This is a genomic window from Burkholderia sp. AU30280 (assembly GCF_020420125.1).
Lineage (GTDB): Bacteria > Pseudomonadota > Gammaproteobacteria > Burkholderiales > Burkholderiaceae > Burkholderia.
On record NZ_JAIZRY010000003.1, the window covers coordinates 201434 to 226156 of the forward strand.

Sequence of the window (24723 nt, forward strand, 5' to 3'; positions counted from 1 at the left end):
ACACTGTCCCGCATACCCGCCGCAAACGGTGTCGCACGGACGGTGGGGCGCCAGCTCGCGCGAAGGTCGAAGCGTCAGATATTGACGCCATCTTTTTCGGCAAGCCGCCGAACGAAGGAAGCGGCGCGCTCCAGCAGATATCTCGCGGTCGCGATATTGCGGGCCGCGGTAACGATGCCGTGATGATGCCCGGGCAGATGGTGATGCTCGACTTCGCTTCCAGCGCGCGCCGCGCATGACGCGTAGGCAACGCCCTCGTCACACAGCGGGTCGAGCCCGACCGTTGCGATGAACATCGGCGGCTGCCGCCGGCCCTCTGCATGCAGCAGCGGAGACAGGCGTAGAAGGTCGAGCGGCGTGCCGGCCGGCACGTAGTGATCGCGGAACCAGTGCATCGATTCGGCTACGAGCGGGAATCCGCCTTCAATACGTCGATACGACGGCAGCGACGCTGTCAGGTCCGTCACCGGATAAAACAGGATTTGTCCGACGATCGAGGATGCTGACGCCGACGGCGCATTCGCGATGATGGTCGCCATGTTGCCGCCAGCGCTGTCCCCTGCCAGCACCACGCGCGATGCGTCGATGGAGAGCGCAGTGGCATGAGCAACCAGATAGTTCAATGCCTGCTCACAATCCTCGAGCGGGACTGGCCACCGGTGCTCCGGCGATCGCCGGTACTCCACCGACGCGACCGGGCACCCGCTATGACGTGCGAGATGACGGCAAATGCCGTCATGCGTGTCCACGCTCCCGATCACCCAGCCGCCTCCGTGAATGAAGACGACCAGCGGATTACCGACGACAGCTTCCGCATTGCCTGTGCGATAGAGCCGTACCCGAATGCTGCCGCCCGTTACAGGAACCGCTACGTCGTCGTGGACAACAGCGTCGTCAGCAGCGATGCCGTTCAGTTCGCACGCACGCACGAAGTTCACGCGCGACTGATCCACGGAAAGACTGCCGTAGTGCCGTCCGCCCAGTTCGCGGAACGCCCGTACGGCGTCCCGGGCATCGTCAGCAACTTCCGTCAGCGGTAACCAGAGCACCGATGTCATGCGCATCCCCGCTCAGAGCGTACCGAATACGCTTTGATCCCATTGCGTGACGGCACGATATTCATCGACCGTTCCCGGCCAGTTGTTGATCACTTTGCCCTGCGCGTTCTTGTACCAGCTCGAGCAACCCGCGGAAAATGCCGAGCCGGCCATCGCTGCCTGCAGCTTGCTGTTGTATTCGTCAAACACCGCCCTGTCGACGTCCACTGCGTCGACACCCGCCGCCGCCATGCCACCGATCGCATCGATGATGTAGTTCTGCTGGATCTCGAGCATCGACACGATGGAATTGTGGTTCAGGTTCGTGTTCGGCCCGTACAGCATGAACATGTTGGGAAAGCCCGGCACCGTGATACCCAGATAGGCTTCCGGGCCGTGTTCCCACGCCTGCGCCAGCGTGCCGCTCGTCCCGCGGACCTGCAGACTGCCCTGGAAAGCCTGGCTCTCGAATCCCGTTCCGAACACGACCACGTCGAACGGCAGAACGCGACCGTCACGGGTCTCGATACCGTCTTCGACAAACGCCTCGACGCCTGCCGTCTCCAGCGAGACGTTGTCACGCATGAGCGCCGGATAGTAGTCGTCCGAACGCAGTATCCGCTTGCAAGCGTATTCGTAGTCCGGCGTCAGCTTCTCGCGCAGTACCGGATCGGACACCTGCCGGTGAAGGTGGGCCAACGCCAGACTCTTGCCTTCCATTTGCGCACTGGAGCCGATCCGCGTGCGCTCGAACCCCGACTCGCGGAAGGCGTGCAGCGATTTCCGGCTTTCCTCGAAGAGATGAGGTTCTTCCTCGTACAGATCGAGTTGCTCTTTCTGGAAGATGACCTGGTTGCGCGGCATGATCCAGTTTGCGCTTCGCTGGAACACCGTGAGCTGCGCGACCTTGGGCGCGATGGCCGGCACGTACTGCACGGCGCTTGCAGCATTGCCGATGCTCGCCACACGCTTGGCGCTCAGATCGACATCGTGCCGCCACTCCGCGGAGTGGAAGTAATCTCCCTTGAAACTCTCCAGGCCGCGAACCGCGGGAATCATCGGCCGGTTCAATTGCCCCCACGCCGGCACAAAGAAGCGAGCGGTCAACCGCGAGCCGTCGTTCAGCTCGAACCGCCAGAGACGTGCAGCCGCATCCCATTCTGCGCTGCGAATCTCGCGATTGAACCGCAGGTGTTCTGCCAGACCGAACCGCGAGGCAAGCGATTTCAGGTAATTGAGCAGTTCGTTTCTTCCGGCATACATCGCGCTGACGCGCAAATGCGGATGGAAGCTGTAGCAATACAGGTGCGACTCGGTATCGCATGCCGCGCCGGGATACGAATTGTCGAGCCAGACGCCGCCAAGCTCCGGACGCTTCTCAAGCACAACGAAGTCGTCGATACCCGTGATTTTCATGCGGGCCGCCATTCCGAGGCCGCCGAAGCCGGCACCCAAAATGACGACCTCGTGATGCTCAATCCTTTCTACAGTATTCACGGTGCACTCTCTCTATTAACGTTACGGCGACAACGGATTGGCCAGCGTCGGTTCAATAGGCCTGTTCATACAGGCGCAAAGCATCGGCATCCGTAACAACAACCGGATTGTTCTGCAGCAGACGCTGCTGCTTCATGGCATCTGCCGCCAGTGTCGCCAGACTCGAACGCGTGACGCCAACGTCGCGCAGGCGTCGCGGCGCGCCGGATCGTTCGATCAGGTCATCCAGGAATCCGATGAATGCGGCGGTGCGCGCGTGGGCGTCGCCCCCGCCGCCCGCTCCTACGAGGTCTGCCAGTTCCGAATATTGCGGAGCAGCTGCTTCGGCGTTGAAACGCAGTACGGGGGCGAGCATCAATGCGTTGGACAAACCATGCGGGATGTGAAAATGGCCGCCCAACGGATAAGCCAGTGCATGGACCGCGGCCACCGGGGCATTGGCGAACGCTTGGCCCGCCAGGGTAGCGCCGAGGAGCATGGCCTCCCTCGCGCGCTGATCTTCCCCATTCTCGCAAGCGGGGATCAGGTTGCTTGCCAGCAAACGCAGTGCTTCACGTGCCAGAGCATCGGAAATGGCATTCTTCTTGTGCTTGCTGGTATACGCCTCGATGGCGTGAACCATCGCGTCGATGCCGGTTGCAGCCGTATGACTACGTGGCAGACCAACGGTCAGTTCGGCGTCCAGGATCACTCTGTCGGCATACAGTTGACGGGCGACGATTCCCATTTTGTTCGTTTCGCCTACCGAAACGATGGAAATATTCGTCACTTCCGAGCCGGTGCCGGCGGTCGTCGGGATCTGCACTAACGGCAGGCGCTCGCCCTGAACGTTGCCGATACCGTACATTTCGGCGAGCGATTGCTGCGACACGGTCAGAATGGCGGCCAGTTTCGCAATGTCCATCGATGAGCCGCCGCCCAGGCCGATGACGACGTCCGCCTCGGCACTGCGGGCGAACGCCACGCAACGCGATACCACGCTCTCCGGCGGATCGGCCACGACCTCGTCGAAAACCGCCGCACGAAATCCCGAGGCTGCCAACGATGCTTTCGCCAGCTCCAGTACGCCGGCCTTGTGCAGCCCTGCGTCAGTAACGATCAGCACATTCCGACGATCCGTCCATCGCGCCATCACTTCGCCCAGGCGGCGCACGCAGCCCCATTCCTGGAGGATCGACGGAACGGTTTCGAAGAGCAGCGACTTCGGGGGCATTTCCATTGACGTTTCCTTCATGCCGACATTTGCAGTTAGATCTGGGTACACATGTACTTGATTTCCAGATATTCCTCGATCCCGTAACGGGAGCCCTCGCGGCCGAGGCCGGATTGCTTCACCCCACCGAACGGCGCGACCTCGTTGGAAATCACCCCGGTATTCAGGCCAACCATGCCGTATTCGAGCGCCTCGCCTACCCGCCAGATGCGGCCGTGGTCGCGTGTATAGAGATAGGCTGCCAGGCCATACTCGGTGTCGTTGGCCATCGCAATCGCCTCCGCCTCATCCTCGAAGCGGAACACCGGACCGACGGGCCCGAAGAGTTCCTCGCGCGCCAAACGCATGGCCGGCGTCGCATCCGTGATGACCGTCGGCTCGAAAAACGTACCGCCGAGCGGATGGCGTTTCCCGCCAGTGACGATTCGTGCGCCCTTGCTTACCGCATCGTCGATGAGTTCGTCCAGGTGATCGCAGGCGGACTTCTGGATTAGCGGCCCCTGCTGCACGCCCGGCTCCGTTCCGTTTCCTACCCTGAGCGCCTGGACTCGCCGGGCGAGCGCATCGACGAAGCGGTCGTGAATGCCAGCCTGCACGAGAAAGCGATTGGCGCACACACAGGTCTGGCCGCTATTTCGGTACTTCGATGCCATCGCGCCTTCAATCGCTGCGTCGAGGTCCGCATCGTCGAACACGATGAAAGGTGCATTGCCGCCGAGTTCGAGAGAAAGCCGCTTGATCGTCGCCGAGGATTGGCTCATGAGCACGCGACCCACTTCGGTCGAACCGGTAAACGAAAGCTTGCGCACAATGGGGCTGGCCGTGAGGACCGCGCCGATCTCGCGCGACGGGCCACACACCACTTGAAGGACACCGGCGGGAATACCCGCTCGCTCGGCAAGCACGGCAAGCGCAAGCGCCGTCAATGGAGTCAGGTCCGCCGGGCGCACGATGATCGAACAGCCGGCAGCCAGCGCCGGGGCCACCTTGCGTGTAATCATCGCGGCGGGAAAATTCCACGGCGTGATCGCGGCGCAGACGCCGATTGGCTGACGAATGACGCAGATGCGCTTGTCGGATTGCGGGTGGGGAATGACGTCGCCATATACCCGCTTCGCTTCTTCGGCAAACCACTCCACGAAAGAAGCGGCATACATGATTTCGCCGCGCGCCTCGGCGAGCGGCTTGCCCTGCTCCGACGTCATGATGAAGGCGAGGTCGTCCGCATGCTCGACGATCAGGTCATACCATGCGCGCAGTATCCTTGCACGCTCGTGGCTAGTCCGTGTGCGCCATGCTTCTTGTGCCGCAGCCGACGCTGCAATGGCCTTCTCCACCTCTGCAGCACCGAGACTCGTCACGCGCGCCAGAACTTCACCCGTAGCCGGATCCGTGACCGGAAACGAACGACCCTCGTCGCCTTTTTCCCATCCCGATGCAAGCCAGACCCGCGTCTCCAGTAAGGAGGCATCTCGCAGTCGGGCGCTCAGCGCCGAAGATACAGTCGATTGGTTCATCCTTTCGTGCTCTGTCTAGTGAAAATTGAATGGATTAGCAGTCCGAAGTCCTGATGGCGCTAGACGCCCGCTTCCTGGTCCGCATGGGCAATCTGTCGTGCATGCAGCGACATCCACCCCCAATACTCAGTCTTGCTCGACCCCGCCCAGCCGCCTCGTCAACGAAGCGTCGTTCTGGCGTCGCAAGCAAAAACGACTTCCTTCTTTCCAGCCTTTCCCGGCCTCCGTCTGACACCGCGCCGCAGGCGAAAGCCCATCCCTGAAAACGCGACATCCTATTTTGGGATAGACTACGCGCCATTGGTCAATTGACATGGTCATTTGACCATATTGAGAAATTTGCAGCAACTTAGTAGTTGCACGGAGCTGCGGCACCGGAACCGTTTATGCCATCCTCGAACACAGAATGAGGCCGACGAACTAAAGTTGCGCTCCTTTTAGCCGATTTCGGCGCTTCCTTCCAACATGCAGAATCGGGGCAGTTTCCCGGCTCGCTTTCTTCGCATTTGCATGGGAACTCGCTACCGAACTGCCCTCCGCCATTTTGATCCCGGCGTCACTGCGTCGGACCGTGCAGCCTTGCTTCGGCACCACACCCATTCAAGACAACAGCTCGCCAGCCCGGAGCAAAGCCGTCCAGCGACAATTCCCGTGACTCCAATCCTGAAGCGATATTTCGTTGAATGTCACCGCGTGGAACCCGCGCACCTGCCCCCCCGGCGCGGTGATCCGGCCTGACCGCACGATCGTCCATGCGGACGCCGGGGACGACGCCAAGGCGCCGGGGGCAACCGCGCCCCCGAACGCATGGCGCGGCGCCCCGTTCGATTGCTCGGCCGGCAGCGCGTCGCGAACATCGTCAGTTCCGCGCCGATGCGGGCACGCCATTCGCCTGCATCAGGCTCGTGCGCACCGCCGGCATCCCCGACGTCACCGCGCCGCCGGCCGGAATCGTTCCGGACGGGGAAGCGCCGACCGGCGGCGCCAGCGCAACACCGCCCAGCGAGTTACCGTACGCGACGATATCGGCGGCCGGGCAGTTGTTCGTCAGCAACGACACCGGCGTGCCGGCGATCGACGCGAGCGTCGTGTCGTCCACCGCGAAATGGCAGACGTTCCCCAACGCCCGGAAGCCGGCATAGCCCGAGCCCGATACACGGTTGCCCTTCACCACGACGTACGACACCGTCCCCGACCAGGTATCGAGTTCGATCGCGCCCTGCTGAGTTGGCTGCAAGCCGTTGTTCGCATTCGTGCCGTCCTGGATCGCGCCGACGGCGTTGCTCTCGATCAGCACGTCCGACACGCCGTAGGTCTTCCAGCTATCCTCCTGCGCGACCAGGATGCCTGCCGCCTTCTGAACGCCATTGACAGAGTTGTTCGAAATCGTCACGGTCCGCCCGCCGACCACGGCGATGCCACGCCCCCAATAGTTTCCCGACACCGTATTCCCGTCGATCAGCACATTGGCGCTGAGGCGGCCGTCGCCCTGGTAGCTGACGACGGCGATCAGGTCATCGCCGGTGTCCTTCACCGTGTTGCCGCGCACCAGCACGTTGGTCGAGCCATGGGTGGTGTGGATGCCGTCGGCCAGCGTCGCCTGCACGGTGTTGCCCACGATCGCCACGTTGCTGCCGCCGTATACAAAGATCCCGGCGCTGGCGCCGCCCTGGATCGTCACGCCGAGCACCTGGACGTCCGTGCCCGTCACCTCGACCTTCGTCGATTCGCGCGTCGCCAGCCGCGTCGTGCCCGTGCCGACCAGCGTGACGCCGACGAGCGTCGAACCGCTGCCGCTCATCACAATGGTCTGATCGGCCGGGTTGGTCGCAACCAGCGTCGCGCCATACCCCGAGATCACGGCGTCCGCCTTGGACACCGTCAGCGACCGGCCGACGGCATAGCGTCCCGGCGCGAGCACGAGGCGCTGGCCCGGCTGCAATGCATCGAACGCGGCCTGCAGCGCGTCGGCCTGGTCGCCGCCGTTCGCCGTCGGCTGGATAGTCACGGTCGGAAGTGCCGGCGCGCTGCGCGACGGATGCGCGTGACGCGTACCGCCCGGCGTGTAGGCGGCCGCCGGCGATGCGGCGAAACATGCGGTGCAGATCAGGCAGACGGCCGTACCCGAGCCGATCCCGTGCAACGACTTTCTCATGGTTGTTCTCTCACGCCCGTTCGCCCGCGACGAGCGGCCAGCGGCTGACGATCGCGAGGCGTTCGAGCAACTGCGATCGTACGGCGCGCGACACACGCGCCGTACCACCCCGACTGCGACATTCATTTGCTCCGCCGATACGGCGGAGCAACGGCAACGAAGCGCGGTCGCGTGGCTGCGATCGACACCCGGTCGCCTGTTCGCCCGCCGGCGCACATGTGTGTCCCCCAGGAAAAGGCGCTCCGATTCCGACGCGCCGGCACCGCGTGGCCGGAATCGACCCCGTCAACAGGAACCGCGTCCCCGAGCCCCCGGGCGCCGGCTGCCCTCAACCCTGCCGGTACTTTCCCGCTGCTCATCAACCAGTCTATTGCGCGCGCATCGTTCGACAACCCGACATTGGCCGCGCGACGTCGTAAGGCCGCCCGTCCACCCGCCCGGGCCGTCATCGACCTTGGTCATGGGCGGTCCGGCACCGTCGCCCGCGCCGGCCAGGAAGGCCCGCAACGACACCGCAATCGCAAAGGTTCACGCCGCCTCCGGTCCTGCATTACCATCGTGCGTTCGCCCGAACCTGCCCGCTTCCGGCAGGCGAGGCCCGTCACCTTCCGCTTCCGCTCCGATGCTCGCTCTCGTCATCCTCGCCGGCCTGTGGGCCGGACTGCAGAACACCCTCGCCGGCGGCGGCTCGTTCGTCACGCTGCCCGCGCTGATCGTGTCGGGCATGTCGCCGCTCTCGGCAAACATCACGTCGACGGTCGCGCTGTTTCCCGCGCAGGTCACGACCGGCTGGGCGAGCCGCAACATGGTGCGCGGCGTGGGCAAGCTGTCGTTTCGCGCGATGTTCTTCATCAGCGTGGTCGGCGGTGCGCTCGGCGGGTTGCTGTTGCTGAAGACTCCGTCGTCGATCTTCTCGCGCCTCGTGCCGTGGCTCGTGCTGTTCGCGACGATCGTGTTCGCGTGGGGCAGCTTCTTCCGCAAGCCGAGCGAAGGCACGGCCCACCTCGGCACCGTCCCCGCCGCGCTCTCGCAGTTCATGATCGCGATCTACGGCGGCTACTTCGGCGGCGGGCTCGGCTTCCTGATGATGGCCGTGCTGACGATGGCCGGGCTCTCGCCGCGCCACGCGATGTCGACGAAGAACGCGCTCGCGGGCGTGATGAACGCATCGGCCGTCGTGCTGTTCCTGACGTCGCCGCACCTGCACTGGGGCAAGGCGCTCGCGCTCGGCGGCGGCGCGATCGTCGGCGGGCTGCTCGGCACATGGGCGCTGCATCGCGTGAACGAACGCGTGCTGCGGATCGGGATCGTCTGCATCGGCGCGGCGCTGACCGTCGGGTTGTTCGTCAAGCCGATCTGACGCGAATGCGCGTGCCGCCGCTGCGGAAATTGATGAGCAAACGGCAAGGCGTCTTTCGCATATCTCGTTTGCCGTGACGACGGTGTCCGCCCACAATCCGGGGTTGTCGTCGTCATCGCTCTCTCGCCGGCGCCGACCGGCACTTCGCAGCCGCCATTCCGATTCGCCGCCGGCGGCCCGGCACATCGCGTCACACACGCTCCCTCGACATCGGCGCCCTTTGCGGCGGCAGCACGCTTGCCGCCGCGCCGCCCGATGCGCTAACGGCCGACGGGCCAACAATTACTAGCGGCAGGAGATGCAGGACAACTCATTGAGGCAAAGCCTCAAGCAACGGCACATCACGATGATCGCGCTCGGCGGCGTGATCGGCGCGGGCCTGTTCGTCGGCTCCGGCGCCATCATCGCGACCGTCGGCCCCGCCGCCATCCTGTCGTACCTGATCGGCGGCGTGATCGTCACGCTGGTCATGTTCATGCTCGGCGAAATGGCGTCGCGCAATCCCGACAGCGGGTCGTTCTCCACCTACGCAAGCAGCTATCTCGGCGAATGGGCCGGCTTCGCGGTCGGCTGGCTGTACTGGTTCAAGTCGATGATGACGATCACCGTCGAGGCGATCCTGCTCGGCTCGACCGCTCAGCCGAACGGCCGCACGCCGATCAGCCAGCCGTGCAGGAACCGCGCGAAGATGGCCCACACGACGAGCCCGGCCACGATCGCCACGACGTCGCCCGACAGCTTGCCCGCCGGATAGCGAACGCCGTCACGGCGGTCACGCGCGCGCCACACGACGAAATCGACGAGCGACCACACGAAGAACGCGCCGAACAACACGACGGCATGCAGCGTGCCGTTCGCGAGCAGGTGCGCGATCGCCCATACCGCGACGCCGGCCACCATCGGATGGCCGACGAGCGTCTTGATGCGGTTGCCGGGCACGTAGGACGCGGCGATCAGCACGAATGCGATCGCGGTCAGCATGCCGGTGAGGTGGCGCACGCCGACCGGCGACACCCACAGCAGCGTCGCGCCCTGGCGCGCGATGCCGTAACCCCAGACGATCAGCACGAAGCCGATGATCGACGCGATCGAATAGAGGCCCTTCCAGCCTTTCTCGCCGATCCGCTCGATCGCCGCTGACCGCCAGCCGTCCGCGACGATCCGGATCGAGTGCACACCGAGGAAGATCGCTAAACCGAGAATCAGGACGAGCATCGGCTGTCTCCGTCTGGAATGATGAGTGGGGAAGCGTCCCGCGCGGCGTACGATGCGCCGTTCGCGGGGCCGGCGGCGAGGCCGGCGCGGGTCGCACCAGGCACGAGTGCAACCCGCGCCGATCATAAACGCCGAGGCCGCCGTTGTGAAGCATGGGGGATGTGCGGTGCGGCAAGGTGGATGATTTTGCGCACCCGTGCGGGTGCGCCGCCGGGTACCCACCACACGCCGCGCGCGACGCGAATCGCCCGACACGGCCGAGATCGAAAGAAAGGAAAGCGAAATTCGCGAAGTTTTCGCTTCCCTCGATCGGCATCAAGTTTGCTTGCGCTTTGCCGCTGGTTTCGCTGTTGGTTTCGCTGTTGGTTTCGCTGTTGGTTTCGCTGTTGGTTTCGCTGTTGGTTTCACCGCCGGTTTCGCTGCCGGTTTCGCTGCCGGTTTCGCTGCCGAATTCGCCACCGGTTTCGCTGCTCGCTTCGCCGCCGCCGTCCCTTCCGCCCCCGGCCTCGCCACCGCCCGTGCCTTGCGCTTCGGCGGCCCCGCCAGCAACGCCGCGCGATACGCACTGCGGCACCAGTCGAACAGCGCGCCTGCGTCCTCGAGCACGTCGGCCGGCGTTTCGTAATAGCCTTCGAGCGACACCGTGCGCGTGGGCCGCTCGTACAAGAACGCCCCCATCCCCGCCGCGACGAACGCCGGACGGTTCACGTCATCCACACGCAGGAACAGCGACCCGCGCGACATGAAGCCGAACATCACGCCGTCGAGCCGCATCGCCGCACCGCTGAAGAACCGCACGACCGTCACGTTGCCGAGCGGCGCGAGCTGATACGCGATCTCCTCACCGCGCGCCTTTTCCGATTGCCAGCTCATGCGGATGCCGTGCAGCGCTGCGTCCACGCATCAAGCTCGGCTACGTCGAAGCCGACCGCCGCCGCGCTCTCGCGAATCTGCCGCCACGTCGCGCGATCGACCGGAATGCCGCCGGCACCGCGTGCCGCGCGGCTGGCCTCTTCCGGCTCGCCCGGCACCTGCACCGGCGCGTCGCCGGCCTGCGGCGACGCCTTCGCCCATGCGACGAACGCATCGGCTTCGCGTTCCGCGTCGGCCGCATCGAACGCGTTCGGATCGATCAGCACCGACAGCATTCCGTTCACGATCGCGCTCGTCTTCTGCAACGTGTCGCCGTAGGTCGTGTGCCCGCCGACGAGCGCGCCGCCGAAAATCTCGCACATCGCCGCCAGCGCGTACCCTTTATGCATCCCGAACGGCAGCAGCGCACCGAACGGCTGCTCGTGCATCACGACCGGATCGTCGGTCGGCTGGCCGCGATGGTCGATCAGCGAGCCGGCCGGCACGCGCTTGCCCTGGTTGTACGCGACGCGCGTCTTGCCGTACGCGATCGCGCTGGTCGCAAAATCGAGCAGCAGCGGTGGCCTGCCCGCACGCGGATACGCGGCGCAGAACGGGTTCGTGCCGAAGCGCGGATCGGTACCGTGCAGCGGCGCGACCAGCAGGTCGCCCGGCACGTTGACGAAATGGAACGATACGAGCCCCGAGCGCGCGCACTGCTCGGCCCAGTGCCCGATACGGCCGAGATGATGCACGTCGCGCAGCCCGATCGCGCAGATGCCCATGCGTCGCGCGCGGTCGATCCCTTCGACCATCGCCTCGAACGCGATCACCTGGCCGAAGCCGCGCCCGCCGTCGATCGTCAGCACCGCACCGCCGTCGCGGACGATCGACGCGTGCCCGTTCAATTGCAACTGCCCTTCCCGCCACGACGCGACGTAGTTCGGAATCATCCCGATCCCGTGCGAATCGTGGCCCGCGAGATTCGCGCCGACCAGATGATCGGCGACGAGCCTTGCCTCCCGCTCGCTGCTGCCGGCCCGTTTCCAGAGCGCCGCGACGAATGCATGCAGCGGCTCGGCGCGCATGCGCAGCGGTTCGGTATCGGGCGTCGGCAGTGCGGTCATCGGCAAGGTTCCGTCAGGTCGGGTCGGGCAGTTGTCACGCTAAGCGCTAAACACTCGGCACCAGACGATCAGCGCGCGGTCGCGATCACGTCCGCGACCGCCGCCGTCAGCTTCTTCGCATACGGCACGTGCAGGAATTCGTTCGGGCCGTGCGCGTTCGACTTCGGCCCGAGCACGCCGCACACCATGAACTGGGCGGACGGGAATCCTTCCTGCAGCACGTTCATCAGCGGGATCGTGCCGCCGAGGCCCATGTACGCACAGTCGGCGCCGAAGTGGCGGCGTGACGCGGCATCGAGCGACGACGCGAGCCACGGCGCGAGATCCGGCGCGCTCCAGCCCGTCGCGGCACCCGCGTCCGGCTTGAACGTGACCTTCGCGTTGTACGGCGGATCGAGTTCAAGCAGTGCCTTCAATTGCTGCACGGCCTGCGCGGCGTCGACGAGCGGCGGCAGGCGCAGCGACAGCTTGAACGCGGTACGCGGACGCAGCACGTTGCCCGCATCGGCGAGCGCCGGCATGCCGGCCGCGCCGGTGACCGACAGCGACGGACGCCACGTCGAATTCAGCAGCGCCTCGCGCGGATCGGTCGTGGTCGGCAGCACCGGCTTGCCATCCGCGCCGCAGGCCCACGGCAGCCCCTTCCACACGGCGTCGCCGAGAATCGAGGCGGCCGCTTCGGCTTCGCGCACGCGGCTGTCGGGAATCTCGCAATGGAATACGCCCGGCAGCAGGTTGCCGTTCTTCGCATCCTCGAGGCGCTCGAACAGCTGGCGCATCACGCGGAAGCTCGACGGCGCGATGCCGCCGAACACGCCCGAGTGCACACCTTCCTCGAGCACCTCGACCTGCAGGTCGCCGGACACGAGCCCGCGCAGCGACGTGGTGAGCCACATCTGGTCGTAGTTGCCGGCGCCCGAATCGAGGCAGACGACGAGCGACACCTGGCCGAGCCGGTCGCGCAGCGCATCGACGTACGGCAGCAGGTCGTAGCTGCCCGATTCCTCGCAGGTCTCGATCAGGCCGACGCAGCGCGGCCGCTCGATGCCCTGCTCGTCGAGCGCGCCGAGCGCCGCGAGGCTCGCGTAGATCGCATAGCCGTCGTCCGCGCCGCCGCGGCCGTACAGCTTGCCGTTCTCGTACTTCGGCGTCCACGGGCCGAGGTCCGCGCGCCAGCCGTCGAATTCGGGCTGCTTGTCGAGGTGGCCGTACAGCAGGATCGTGTCGGTGCTGCCCGAACGCGTGGCGGGCGATTCGAAGAAGATCACCGGCGTGCGGCCGGGCAAACGCACGATCTCGAGCTTCAGGCCCTTCACGGGCTGCCGCTCGGCCCACTGCGCGGCATCGGTGACGACGCGCTCGAGATAGCCGCGTTTCGCCCAGTCGGGGTCGAATGCGGGGCTCTTCGCGGGGATCGCGATGTAGTCGGTCAGGGCGTGGAGGATTTCATCGTTCCACTTGCGCTCGATGAAGGTAACGAGCTTGTCATGGTCGAGGACGGGGGTAGTGTCGACGGAGGTCATGGTGGGGGTGCCTGGATCGGGCTGACGAAAACCCAGATGATACGCCGATGCTCCCGCGCCAGCGCCCCCTTCCCGGTGGTTCAGGCCGCCTGCGGGAACGCGTCGCGCAGCCCCGCCGCGCACGCCAGTGCGTCGCGCCACAGGCGCTGCGTCAGTTCGCCCGCATCCTCTTCACGTGCAAGCGCCGCGGCCTCGCCCGCCCACAGCAGCGAGAAGTCGTCGCGGCCTTGCCGCTCGAACGCGCCGCGCAGCGGATCGACCGCGGCCGTCGCGAGCGGAAACGCCGGCGCGAGCGCGCTCATCGGCCCCTGCTCGCGCATGAAGCGCGTCAGCAGCCCGCGCGCGGGGCGGCCCGTGTACAGGTTGGTCATGCGCGTGCCGTCGTCGCGCGCGGCGCGCACCGCCGCGCGATGTTGCGCCGAACGGCCCGCTTGCGGCGTCAGCAGGTAGCCCGTGCCGATCTGCACGGCGCGCGCGCCGAGCGCGAACGCTGCCGCGATGCCGCGCCCGTCGGCGATCGCGCCGGCCGCGATCACCGGGGCGCGCACCGCGTCGACGATCTGCGGCAGCAACGCGAACAGGCCCGGCTGCGCGTGGATGTCGTCGGTCAGGAACATCCCGCGATGGCCGCCGGCCTCCGCGCCCTGCGCAACGATCGCGTCGACGCCGCGCGCATCCAGCCAGCGCGCTTCCTCGACGGTCGTCGCGGACGACACCACCTGCGCGCCCGTGCGCCGCACGCGCTCGAGCAGCGTGTCGTCCGGCAACCCGAAATGGAAGCTGACGACGGCCGGCCGCAATTCCTCGACGACCGCGCACATCGCGTCGTCGAACGGCGCGCGGCCGGGGCCGCCCTTCACGTCGGCCGGATCGAGCCCGGCTTGCGCGTAGTAGCCGGCGAGCGCCGCGCGCCAGCGTGCGTCGACCTCGGCATCGGGCGCCGGCGGCGCATGGCAGAAGAAGTTCACGTTGAACGGCGCGGGCGTGCGCGCGCGAATCGCCGCGATCTCGTCGCGCAGTTGCTGCGGGCCGAGCGCCGCGCATGCGAGCGAGCCGAGCCCGCCGGCTTCGCACACCGCGATCGCGAGCGGGCTCAGCGAACCGACCATCGGGGCCTGGATCAGCGGCAAGCGGGAAGGCAGCGTCGTCATCGGAATCGTCCTCGGGGAAGAAGCGAAGCGTGCGCGCGCAGGCAGCGCGCATCCATTGCGCTCGATATTAACCGACAAACCCGCACCCCATTGCTGCGCCATTTACACCACCAATCGATTCAATCGATTCGGAGAAACGATTATTCACGGCAGCGTCGGCGCCGTGATCCCGGCATCCGGATTCGAGACCGACAGAAACGCCTTCCAGCGTTGCCGCACGGACCACCTCCCCCCGCCTTCAAACGCCGATTTACCGGTTTCAATGACATTCATCAATCTTCAATTTATTAAATACCGGCGTTTACCCTTATTCGAAACCATCCAGGCGATAACATGAACACGTTAATTAAATCGACGATCCGCACCGGAATCGCCGACCGGCGCCCCGCCGCGCCACCTCAACCGCAACACGTCTCGTCAAGGAGCGTCGCATGTCCGATGCCAGCTCGTCCTCCTCCCGCTCCGCCGCCACGCCGGCAGCGACTTCCGCGCCGAAAATCGGCGTCATTCCCGCCACGCTGATGGTCGCTGGCAACATGATGGGCTCCGGCGTCTTCATGCTGCCCGCGAACCTCGCCGCCACCGGCGGCATCGCGATCTTCGGCTGGCTGATCACCGTCGTCGGGGCCGTGTCGCTTGCGCTGGTGTTCGCGAAGCTCGCGGCGATCGACCCGGCCGCCGGCGGCCCGTACGCGTATGCGCGCAAGTCGTTCGGCCCGTACATGGGCTACCAGACCAACCTGATCTACTGGCTCGCGAACGTGCTCGGCAACGTCGGCCTCGCGGTCGCCGGCCTCGGCTACCTCACGCATTTCTTCCCGGTCCTGAAGGATCCGCTCGTGTTCGCGCTCGCGCAGATCTTCGTGATCTGGCTGTTCACGTACGCGAACATCCTCGGGCCGAACGTCGTCGGCCGCGTGCAGTCGGTCACGACGGTCTTCGCGCTGGTGCCGATCCTCGGGATGGCCGTGTTCGGCTGGTTCTGGTTCAGCAAGGATGTGTATTTCGCCGGCTGGAACGTGTCCGGCACCAACAGCTTCAGCGCGATCGGCGCGACGCTGAACTTCACGCTGTGGGCGTTCATCGGCGTCGAGAGCGCATCGGTATCGGCCGGCGTCGTCGAGAACCCGTCGCGCAACGTGCCGATCGCGACCGTCGGCGGCGTCGTGCTTGCGGCCGTCTGCTACGTGCTCAGCTCGACCGTGATCATGGGGATGATCCCGAACAAGGCGCTGCTCGCATCGAGCGCGCCGTTCGCGGATGCCGCGCGGCTCGCGCTCGGCGACACCGCCGCGAACGCGGTCGCGCTGTGCGCCGCACTGGGCTGCCTCGGCTCGCTCGCGGGCTGGACGCTGCTGGTCGGCCAGACCGCGAAGGCGGCCGCCGACGACGGCCTGTTCGCCAGCGTGTTCGCCCGCGTGAACTCGAAGAACGTGCCGTCGGCCGGCCTTGCCATCGTCGCGCTGATCATGTCGGTGCAGGTGCTCGCGACGATGTCGCCGAGCGCCAGCGAGCAGTTCGGCAAGATCGCGTCGATCGCCGTGATCATGACGCTGCTGCCGTACATCTACTCGTGCATCGCGATCAAGGTGCTCGGCTACGGCAAGATGCCGTCGCACCAGTTCACGTTCTACACGATCGTCGGCTTGATCGGCGCCATCTACGCGCTGTGGGCGATGGTCGGCTCCGACGGCCAGCAAACGCGCTGGTCGCTGATCTTCGTCGTCGCGACGATCGTCTTCTACGAGCTGTCGATCAACCGCCAGCGCGAGATCGAGGAAACCCATATCCATCCGGGCGGCCGCTCGCCGCGCTGGGTCCGCTATCTCGCGCTCGGCGTGACCATCGCCGCGCTCGCCGCCACCTTCTGGATCTCCGTGGGCCGTCACCAGGCCGACACCCTTCACGCGCGCTCGCCGGCCGTTGCCGCGAGCGTCCAGGCAACCCAGCAAACGGGGGAATGACACATGACCGCTTCCTTGACCCAACCGGCCTTCCGCCGCCTCGGCATGAAGGCGCTGCTCGTGCAGCACGACATCGATGAACGCACGGCCACCGGGCGCGCCGCAACGGCGCTTGCCGAGGAGCTGCGCACGCGGCTCGTCGACGTCGTGATCGCGACGTCCGCCGACGATGCGTGCGCGGTGGTCGCCGCCGATCCGGCGATCCAGTGCCTGCTGCTCAACTGGGAACTCGGCAACGATGCCGGGCACGCACCCGCGCGGGCCGTGCTCGACGCGATGCGCGCGCGCAACGCGACCGTGCCCGTGTTCCTGCTGGCGAGCCGCGCGAGCGCGTCCGCGATTCCCGTCGACGCGATGCGCAAGGCCGACGACTTCATCTGGATGCTGGAGGACACCACCGCGTTCATCGGCGGCCGGATCGTCGCCGCGATCGAGCGCTACCGCGAGACGGTGCTGCCGCCGATGTTCCGCGCGCTCGCGCAGTTCTCGCGCGTGTACGAATATTCGTGGCACACGCCCGGCCACACCGGCGGCACCGCGTTCCTGAAATCGCCGGTCGGCCGCGCGTACTTCGAATTCTTCGGCGAATCGCTGTTCCGCTCCGACCTGTCGATCTCGGTCGGCGAACTCGGCTCGCTGCTCGATCACTCGGGCCCGATCGGCGACAGCGAACGCTATGCGGCGCGCGTGTTCGGCGCGCATCGCACGTATCACGTGACGAACGGCTCGTCGATGTCGAACCGCGTGATCCTGATGGCGAGCGTCACGCGCAACCAGGTCGCGCTGTGCGACCGCAACTGCCACAAGTCGGCCGAGCACGCGATGACGATGTCGGGCGCGATTCCGACCTACCTGATTCCGTCGCGCAACCACTACGGGATCATCGGCCCGATCATGCCCGAGCGGCTGACGGCCGCCGCCGTGCGGCTCGCGATCGACGCGAACCCGCTCGTGCGCGGCCGCGACGGCATCGACCCGACGCCCGTGCATGCGCTGATCACGAACTCGACGTACGACGGCCTCTGCTACAACGTCGCGCGCGTCGAGGAGCTGCTCGGCCAGAGCGTCGATCGATTGCATTTCGACGAGGCATGGTACGGCTACGCGCGCTTCAACCCGATCTACCGCGACCGTCACGCGATGCACGGCGATCCCGCGCAACACGACGCGAGCAAGCCGACCGTGTTCGCGACGCAATCGACGCACAAGCTGCTCGCCGCGCTGTCGCAGGCATCGTTCATTCATGTCCGCGACGGCCGCAACCCGATCGAGCACGCACGCTTCAACGAGGCGTACATGATGCATGCGTCGACGTCGCCGAACTACGCGATCATCGCGTCGAACGACGTGAGCGCCGCGATGATGGACGGCCCCGGCGGCGAGGCGCTGACGACCGACGCGATCCGCGAGGCCGTCGCGTTCCGCCAGATGCTGGCGCGCCTGCATGCGGAATGTGCGGAGAACAACGACTGGTTCTTCAATGGCTGGCAGCCCGATAGCGTCGTCGATCGCAAGACGGGCCGGCGCGTGCGCTTTCACGAAGCGGACGAGACGCTGCTCGCCACCGACCCGTCGTGCTGGGTGCTGCATCCGGGCGACACGTGGCACGGCTTCGGCGATATCGAGGACGACTACTGCATGCTCGACCCGATCAAGGTGTCGATCGTCACGCCGGGCGTCGCATCGCACGGCGGGCTGATGCCGGTCGGCATTCCGGCATCGGTCGTCACCGCGTATCTCGACCGGCACGGGATCGTCGTCGAGAAGACGACCGACTTCACGATCCTGTTCCTGTTCTCGCTCGGCGTGACGAAGGGCAAGTGGGGCACGCTCGTCAACACGCTGCTCGACTTCAAGCGCGACTACGATGCGAACGCGCCGCTCGAACAGGCATTGCCCGAACTCGTCGCGCGCTATCCGCAACGCTACGGCAAGCTCGGCCTGCGCGACCTGTGCGACCTGATGTTCAGCGCGATGAGCGACCTGAAGACGACCGAGATGATGTCGCGCGGCTTCTCCACGCTGCCGAAGCCCGATTACAGCCCGGCCGAGGCGTTCGAGCACCTGGTGCACAACGACATCGAGATGCTGGAGCTCTCGGAGATGGAAGGCCGCACCGTCGCGACGGGCGTCGTGCCTTATCCGCCCGGCATTCCGCTACTGATGCCCGGCGAGAACGCGGGGCCGGCCGACGGCCCGCTGCTCGGCTACCTGAAGGCGCTCGAGCAGTACGACCTGCGCTTCCCGGGCTTCACGCACGACACGCACGGTGTCGAAGTCGAGGATGGCGTGTACCGGATCGCGTGCATCAAGCAGAAGCCGCGCGATACCCGCACGCGCTGAGTGCACCGAGCGTGCACGGCGACGCCGCGCCGCCGCCCGGCGGCGGGCGTCGTCGCTCGCAGCCGGCGCCGGACGTTCAGGCCGCCGGCTGCCCCTTCAGTTGGCCGACCCACTCGGCGAGCTGCGCCGCCCCCTCTTCGTCGAGCTTGCCATCGAGTTCGCCGTACCACGACGCGATCGCGTCGGCCGGCTGCGTGGCCTTCAGGATCTCGAGGCTCTTCTCCAGGAACGACGAGAAGAACGGAATGCCGCGCATGGAGAGGAAGGTCGAATCGGTGATGCGCACCTGCGCATAGACGTCGCGCATCCATGCGAGATGCGGCAGCGCCTCGCGCAGGTGGCCGCTCTGCATCAATGCGGAAATGAAATTCACGCACGCGGCGACGTCGGACTGCTCGCGCGTGTCGTGATTGACCTGGGCGGCCTTCAGCAGCCACGCTTCGCCGCGCTCCACTTCGCCGCACATCACCGACGTCGTCGCGAGCTGCAGCGCGTTGTGCGCGCTCGGCTCCTGCTCGAACAGCTTGAGCCAGTACGGGAAGGCTTCCGGGTAGCGCTTCATCTCCGAGTACGCGAGCGCGCACAAGCGCGCCGCATCGGCCAGCCGCTCCACGTGCGGCATGGCGCCCGCGATCGCGTCCTTGGGCCGACCCGCCTGGAACGCGGCCAGCGCGGGGGCGAGTTCGGGGGCGATGTCGGGCTCGCGCGACGCGCCCGGTTCGCCCGGTTCGCCAGCGTCTTGCGTCGACGGCGCGGGCGGCGACGCCTCAGCGCACGGTTTCTTTCCGAACAGCTTTCCCAGCAGGCCCATGATGGTGTCCTTGTCGTTTTCGTCGTGCCGCGTGAACGGCGCAAGCCGGCGACCACGCGACCGGCTTCTCTCAGTGATGCGCGATCTTACGCCACCGCGGTGTCACCCGAGGAAAGCGTCGACAGGAACCGGTACCGCGCTCAAGCGTCCCGCGTGCCTTCGCCGCGACTCATCCCGCGCCGGTACGCGGCCGGGCTCGTCGCCGCGACGCGCCGGAAATGCCGGCGCAGCGATTCCTCGGAACCGAACCCCGCTCGCGCCGCAACCTGCGCGAGCGACAACCCGGGATGGGCTTCGAGCATGTCCTTCGCGACGTTCACGCGTTCGCGGATCAGCCATGCGAGCGGCGACATTCCCGTCGCGTCCGCGAACTGACGCTGCAGCGTGCGCGTGCTCATCGCGGCCTGCGCGGCAAGCGACGCGAGCGTGTGCGGCTCGGCCGCGTGCGCGCGCATCCAGTCGATCAGCTTCGCGAGCCGGTCGGTGCCGCCCGGCGCGACCGGGCGCGGCACGAACTGCGCCTGGCCGCCGTCCCGATGCGGCGGCAGCACGAGGCGCTGCGCGACCCGGTTCGCGATCGCGCCGCCGTGATCGCGGCGCACGAGATGCAGCAGCATGTCGAGCCCCGCCGCCGATCCGGCCGATGTGATCACCTGCCCTTCGTCGACGTACAGCGCATCGGGATTCACGCGCAGCGCCGGATAGCGCGCCTGCAGTTTCTCCGCATAACGCCAGTGGGTCGTCACCGTGAGGCCGTCGAGCACGCCGGCCGCGGCCAGCACGAACACGCCCGAGCAGATCGAGCAGAGCCGCGCGCCGCGGCGATGCGCGGCCCGCAGTTTCTTCAGCAGCGGTTCCGGCGGCGGTTCGTCCGGATCGCGCCAGCCGGGAATCACGATGGTATCGGCGCGATCGAGCGTCGCGAGCCGATACGGCGCGGCGACCGTGATACCGCCCGCCGCGCGCACGGGCCCCGGCTCGCTCGCGCAGACCGCGAAGCGATACCAGTCGACCCCGAGCTCGGGGCGTTCGAGGGCGAACAGTTCGACCACGCAGCCGAATTCGAACGTGCAGAGGCGATCGTAGGCGAGCGCGACGACGAGATGATTGTGCATGGCGTGATGTTACCGGAACTTGTCGATCGCGCCACTGCCGCGAAACGTGCGGAACCGCGATACTGCCCCTCATTCCACCGCGTTTTGTGCAACCTTCAGGAGAACTTTCCCATGTCCTACGTTACCGACGTACCCGCCGCCGACAGCCCCGCCGCCCTCGCGCATTTCGAGGCATCGCTGCGCTTCGAGACCGATTGCTGGGACGTGCACGACGCGCTCGCGTCGGGTACGCCCGATTTCGTGCTGCTCGACGTACGCGGCCCCGACCAGTTCGCCGCCGGCCACGTACCCGGCGCGCGCAACCTGCCGCGCCGCAAGATCATCGAGAGCAAGCTCGCCGGCTATCCGGCCGGCACGCTGTTCGTCGTCTATTGCGCGGGCCCGCACTGCAACGGCGCCGCGCGCGCGGCGATCCGGCTCGCGCGCCTCGGCCGGCCGGTCAAGCTGATGATCGGCGGCGTGACGGGCTGGCTCGACGAAGGTTTCGCGCTGAGCAACGAAGTGCAGCCGGCCGACGCCGAAGCCGGCTGATCGTCATTAAAAGCGCAACAATCAATTGCCTGGGCACGGCCTGCACGCAGACGGAAAAAGCGCGACAATCAGTCCCATTGCAGTTCGGATGGAGCAGCAACATGCAGAACGCAGTCCTGATTCAAGTGGCCGGTTCGGTCGCCGCGATCGCGATCTATTTCCTGCCGGCGGTCATTGCCGACCGGCGTGGCCGGCACGACAAGCTGACGGTCGCGATGTTCAACGCGCTGTTCGGTTGGACCGGCATCGGCTGGCTGATGACGCTGTACTGGGCCTGCCAGCCGAACCCGCGCACCGATGTCGCGCAGACGATCCTCGCGAAGCGCCGCGGTATCAGCATGCGAACCTTCTCGACCGGTCTCGTCGAACGCGTGCAACGCCGCGTCGCCGCCCAGGAACGATGGGCGGAGAAGCAAGGCTGCCGTTAAGTCCCTCTTTCCCCTTCACCGCGCCGCGTCGAACTTCGGCATCCTGACGTTGGTCGACGCACGGTAATGCCACGCCAGCCCGTCGTGCGGCGCTCCGCCGCCCGTACGCAGCCACGCCCCGAACGCCCCCGCCGTCACCGCCCGCGCGATCCGCTCGCCCGGGCAACCATGCGGCCCCGTGCCGAAGCCGAAATTCGGCCCGGCCGCGCGGTCAGGCACGAACCGGTGCGGATCGCGATGCACGGCCGGGTCGCGATTCGCCGCGGCAAGCACGACGAGAATCGCGTCACCGGCTTCGACGGTCACGCCTTCGATCGTCGTGCGCGATGCGACGAAGCGGCGCGTGTTCTGCACCGGCGAATCGAAGCGCCCGACTTCGGCAACGAATGCGTCGAGCGCGGCATCGTCCGGAACGCCGCGCGCCGCGCTCGCTCCCGCTTCCCCGTTCCACGCCACCAGCGTATTGCCGAGCCACGCGGCGGTCGCCTCGCAGGTCTGCGACAGCAGGCCGACCAGATTCGCGACCAGCGCGCCACTTGCCTGCCAGCCTGACGCACGGGCCGCCTGCTGCACCGCGGCCACGAGCGTGCCGTCATGGGCATGCGTGTGCGCGACGCGCTCCGTCATCCGGTCGAGCAGCTGCCGCGCGGCGGCGCTCGCACGAGCCAGTGCCCGGGCATCCGACAACGGCGAAAGCGCGGCGACGAAGTCGACGACCTGCGCCGCGATATCGTCGAGCTGCGTCTCGTCGAAGCCGAGCAGATCGGCGACCGCGCAGACGGGCACCGTCATGCACCACGCGTTCAGTGCGCCGGCATCGCCCGGCGCCGGCAAGCGCCGCGCGGCAATCCGCGTGGCACGGCCGCCCAATGCAACCGTGTCGATCGGCGCGAACGCCGTGCGCAGCGCCTGCTTCGGCACGTCGTGCCGCAACGCGCCGTCGTTCATGCGCACCAGCTCGCCGAACAGCGCGCCGGCCGTCGTGCCGCGCAACGCGGGCGGCACGGGTGCGTCCAGCGGGCGAACACGGCAGGCCGGATGGCCCAGCACGGCCGTCACGGCGGCCGCGCGGCTCGCGACCCACAGGCCGAGCGTGGCGTCGAACGCGAGCGGCGGCCCGTCGACGAGCGCCGCATAGTAGGGATAGGGATCGCGGTGCGTGACCGCTGCGATAGGATCGGTCGGGTTCATGCGAACAGTATCGGCGCCGCGCACCGCCGCATGTTTCGGGCCGACGTGAAATGTCGCGGCGCGGGTACCGGGCGCGGCTGCATCGCGACAACAGGTGATTGTCAGGCAGCCGAGCGGCAGCGATGCGACTGCATGCGCATGCGTACGCGCCCGGCCGAAATCGCGCGCGGCTCGGGCACCACCGTGTCGTGAGGGAACATTTCCTGCCGGAATTCGCCGTTTTCGTCGAACCACTGGCAGATCAGCCAGTCGCCGTCGTCGAATACGACCGGCCCGGCATAGGTGATGGTCATGCGCGGCCCGCCCGTCTTCAGCGTCACGACATCGCCGACACGAAACCTGACGCGTTGATTTTCTCGGTTCGTCATCGCTCTCTCAACATTCTTATATATCGATATTACCGGCGGCTTACCAATCGTTCATTCGAACGTGCCGCAGATTATCAATCAAAAAACCGGCCTGCAACTCCCGCGTTCAAAAAACATCCTGAACGGGGAAATGCAACAATGCGCGGCATCGACCCGCACGGCGGGCGCCCGATCGCCCGATCCGGCGCGGCTTGCGCGCCGGCGAAGGTCGAACGGGATGAATGCGGAGAATAGACGATGTATTTTACGCCGTCACCGATGTTTAATCTTGACGCGAAATCGGTTGATTATAGTCAATTGAAAGTTTCGGCTGGAAACGATCCCACGGTTTATTTACACTTATTCTCCGAACAAAACCGGTGAATTATCGGGTGATGCAAACCAGCGGTTGATATCGCGCCCCGGTACGGCAGCTTGCGCAAACGTAAACGTGCCGTACTGCGCCATCTCCTTCGCCGCGCGCAGGAATGCGCCGAGCGCGGCCCGCGCCAGCGCGCCGCCGACGCTCACGCGCTTCACGCCGAGCGCCGCCAGCGCGTCGAGGCTCAGCAAGCCGCCCTGCAGCCCCATCACGACGTTCACGGGCGCGCCGACCGCCTGCGTTACCGCCGCGATTTCGTCCGCATCGGTGATACCCGGCGCGTACAGCACGTCGGCGCCCGCGTCGCGATAGGCAACGAGCCGCGCGATCGTGTCGGCGAGGTCGTGGCGGCCATGCAGGTAGTTTTCGCAGCGCGCGGTCAGCGTGAATGGGAACGGCAGCGCGCGCGCCGCGTCGACGGCGGCCGCGATACGCTCGATCGCCGCTTCGCGCGCGTAGATCGGCGCGTCGGCGCGGCCCGTCGCGTCCTCGATCGAGCCGCCGACCGCGCCGGCCTCGGCCGCGAGCCGGATCGTTTCGGCCACCGTGCCGGGCGCGTCGCCGAAGCCGTTCTCCAGATCGGCGCTCACGGGCAGGCCGCCCGCGGCGACGATCTCGACGATGTGATCGAGCATCGCGTCGCGGTCGATCGCATTGTCGGGCTGCCCCTTCGAAAACGCGTAGCCGGCACTCGTGGTCGCGAGCGCCTCGAAGCCGGCCATCGCGAGCAGGCGCGCGGTGCCGGCGTCCCACGGGTTCGGGATGATGAAGGCGCCGGGGCGCGCATGCAGTGCGCGGAAGGCTTCGGCTTGGCGGGCTTGCAGGTCGGAAAGGGTCATCGCGGACTCCGGAGGGAAGTTGACGACCGAGCTTACGCCGCTCGTGCACGCGACGTTTCAGCGTTCGCCGAAATGTCGTCGTGCGACTGAAACACCCGGCACGCCGGCAGCCGCCGACGAGCGGG

20 protein-coding genes and 1 pseudogene are annotated in these 24723 nt (G+C 66.7%); 6 read left to right on the plus strand and 15 right to left on the minus strand.

Going from position 1 to position 24723, the window contains the following annotated elements; genetic code table 11:
• Positions 1-74: 74 nt before the first annotated feature.
• From LGN17_RS08415 to LGN17_RS08435, 5 genes are all read right to left on the minus strand, one after another.
• Positions 75-1058: an alpha/beta hydrolase gene (locus LGN17_RS08415; protein ID WP_226195874.1), complete on the minus strand. Its 984-nt coding sequence runs from the start codon at positions 1056-1058 to the stop codon at positions 75-77.
• 12 nt (positions 1059-1070) lie between these two features.
• On the minus strand, positions 1071-2534 hold the full coding sequence (locus LGN17_RS08420) for a flavin-containing monooxygenase (protein WP_226195875.1): 1464 nt from the start codon (positions 2532-2534) through the stop codon (positions 1071-1073).
• Positions 2535-2586: 52 nt separating this feature from the next.
• Positions 2587-3753, minus strand: coding sequence for an iron-containing alcohol dehydrogenase (locus tag LGN17_RS08425; RefSeq protein ID WP_226195876.1), 1167 nt, complete (start codon positions 3751-3753; stop codon positions 2587-2589).
• A gap of 29 nt (positions 3754-3782) precedes the next feature.
• Positions 3783-5264 (minus strand): NAD-dependent succinate-semialdehyde dehydrogenase, encoded by a 1482-nt coding sequence (locus tag LGN17_RS08430; RefSeq protein ID WP_226195877.1) that lies wholly within the window; start codon positions 5262-5264, stop codon positions 3783-3785.
• Between the two features lie 859 nt (positions 5265-6123).
• A complete protein-coding gene (locus LGN17_RS08435) occupies positions 6124-7419 on the minus strand; it encodes a right-handed parallel beta-helix repeat-containing protein (protein WP_226195878.1) in 1296 nt (431 codons plus the stop codon).
• A gap of 622 nt (positions 7420-8041) precedes the next feature.
• Here LGN17_RS08435 and LGN17_RS08440 point away from each other — a divergent pair.
• Together LGN17_RS08440 and LGN17_RS08445 are read left to right on the plus strand one after the other, a co-directional pair.
• Entirely contained in the window at positions 8042-8779 is a 738-nt protein-coding gene (locus LGN17_RS08440) for a sulfite exporter TauE/SafE family protein (protein ID WP_175953275.1), read from the plus strand.
• A 298-nt stretch (positions 8780-9077) separates the two neighbouring features.
• Positions 9078-9410 (plus strand): annotated as a pseudogene (locus tag LGN17_RS08445) (amino acid permease); the annotation flags it as partial.
• 5 nt (positions 9411-9415) lie between these two features.
• Here the strand turns inward: LGN17_RS08445 and LGN17_RS08450 are convergent.
• The 5 genes from LGN17_RS08450 to LGN17_RS08470 form a co-directional block, all read right to left on the minus strand.
• Positions 9416-9994 (minus strand): NnrU family protein, encoded by a 579-nt coding sequence (locus LGN17_RS08450; RefSeq protein ID WP_226195879.1) that lies wholly within the window; start codon positions 9992-9994, stop codon positions 9416-9418.
• Positions 9995-10309: 315 nt separating this feature from the next.
• Positions 10310-10867, minus strand: coding sequence for a TfoX/Sxy family protein (locus LGN17_RS08455; RefSeq protein WP_226196449.1), 558 nt, complete (start codon positions 10865-10867; stop codon positions 10310-10312).
• On the minus strand, positions 10864-11973 hold the full coding sequence (locus tag LGN17_RS08460; RefSeq protein ID WP_226195880.1) for a malate/lactate/ureidoglycolate dehydrogenase: 1110 nt from the start codon (positions 11971-11973) through the stop codon (positions 10864-10866). The genes LGN17_RS08455 and LGN17_RS08460 overlap by 4 nt, the downstream gene beginning before the upstream one ends.
• 68 nt (positions 11974-12041) lie before the next feature.
• Positions 12042-13496 carry a M20 family metallopeptidase gene (locus LGN17_RS08465; protein ID WP_226195881.1) on the minus strand — a complete coding sequence of 485 codons (1455 nt, stop codon included), beginning with the start codon at positions 13494-13496 and terminating at the stop codon, positions 12042-12044.
• 80 nt (positions 13497-13576) lie between these two features.
• The gene (locus LGN17_RS08470) at positions 13577-14647 is read right to left on the minus strand and encodes an NAD(P)H-dependent flavin oxidoreductase (protein WP_226195882.1); all 1071 of its coding nucleotides are present in this window, start codon (positions 14645-14647) and stop codon (positions 13577-13579) included.
• A 431-nt stretch (positions 14648-15078) separates the two neighbouring features.
• Here LGN17_RS08470 and adiC point away from each other — a divergent pair, with 431 nt between their 5' ends.
• Together adiC and LGN17_RS08480 are read left to right on the plus strand one after the other, a co-directional pair.
• A complete protein-coding gene (gene adiC / locus LGN17_RS08475; RefSeq protein WP_226195883.1) occupies positions 15079-16611 on the plus strand; it encodes an arginine/agmatine antiporter in 1533 nt (510 codons plus the stop codon).
• Between the two features lie 3 nt (positions 16612-16614).
• Positions 16615-18954 carry an Orn/Lys/Arg decarboxylase N-terminal domain-containing protein gene (locus tag LGN17_RS08480; RefSeq protein WP_226195884.1) on the plus strand — a complete coding sequence of 780 codons (2340 nt, stop codon included), beginning with the start codon at positions 16615-16617 and terminating at the stop codon, positions 18952-18954.
• 76 nt (positions 18955-19030) lie between these two features.
• On the opposite strand, the gene LGN17_RS08485 is transcribed toward LGN17_RS08480, so the two are convergent.
• Complete coding sequence (locus LGN17_RS08485) at positions 19031-19765, minus strand: hypothetical protein (protein WP_226195885.1); 735 nt, start codon at positions 19763-19765, stop codon at positions 19031-19033.
• A 140-nt stretch (positions 19766-19905) separates the two neighbouring features.
• Positions 19906-20880 carry a transcriptional regulator FtrA gene (ftrA, locus tag LGN17_RS08490; protein WP_226195886.1) on the minus strand — a complete coding sequence of 325 codons (975 nt, stop codon included), beginning with the start codon at positions 20878-20880 and terminating at the stop codon, positions 19906-19908.
• A 111-nt stretch (positions 20881-20991) separates the two neighbouring features.
• On the opposite strand from ftrA, the gene LGN17_RS08495 reads away from it, so the two are divergent.
• Positions 20992-21411, plus strand: a complete 420-nt coding sequence (locus LGN17_RS08495; RefSeq protein ID WP_226195887.1) for a rhodanese-like domain-containing protein — start codon at positions 20992-20994, stop codon at positions 21409-21411.
• Positions 21412-21512: 101 nt separating this feature from the next.
• The gene (locus tag LGN17_RS08500; RefSeq protein ID WP_226195888.1) at positions 21513-21839 is read left to right on the plus strand and encodes a superinfection immunity protein; all 327 of its coding nucleotides are present in this window, start codon (positions 21513-21515) and stop codon (positions 21837-21839) included.
• Positions 21840-21854: 15 nt separating this feature from the next.
• Here LGN17_RS08500 and LGN17_RS08505 read toward each other — a convergent pair whose 3' ends face one another.
• The 3 genes from LGN17_RS08505 to LGN17_RS08515 all read right to left on the minus strand — a co-directional run bounded on the left by LGN17_RS08505 (position 21855) and on the right by LGN17_RS08515 (position 24598).
• Positions 21855-23030 carry a cytochrome P450 gene (locus LGN17_RS08505; protein ID WP_226195889.1) on the minus strand — a complete coding sequence of 392 codons (1176 nt, stop codon included), beginning with the start codon at positions 23028-23030 and terminating at the stop codon, positions 21855-21857.
• A 101-nt stretch (positions 23031-23131) separates the two neighbouring features.
• Positions 23132-23398 (minus strand): YodC family protein, encoded by a 267-nt coding sequence (locus LGN17_RS08510; RefSeq protein ID WP_226195890.1) that lies wholly within the window; start codon positions 23396-23398, stop codon positions 23132-23134.
• Positions 23399-23737: 339 nt separating this feature from the next.
• Positions 23738-24598 carry an isocitrate lyase/PEP mutase family protein gene (locus LGN17_RS08515; protein WP_226195891.1) on the minus strand — a complete coding sequence of 287 codons (861 nt, stop codon included), beginning with the start codon at positions 24596-24598 and terminating at the stop codon, positions 23738-23740.
• Positions 24599-24723 lie beyond the last annotated feature (125 nt).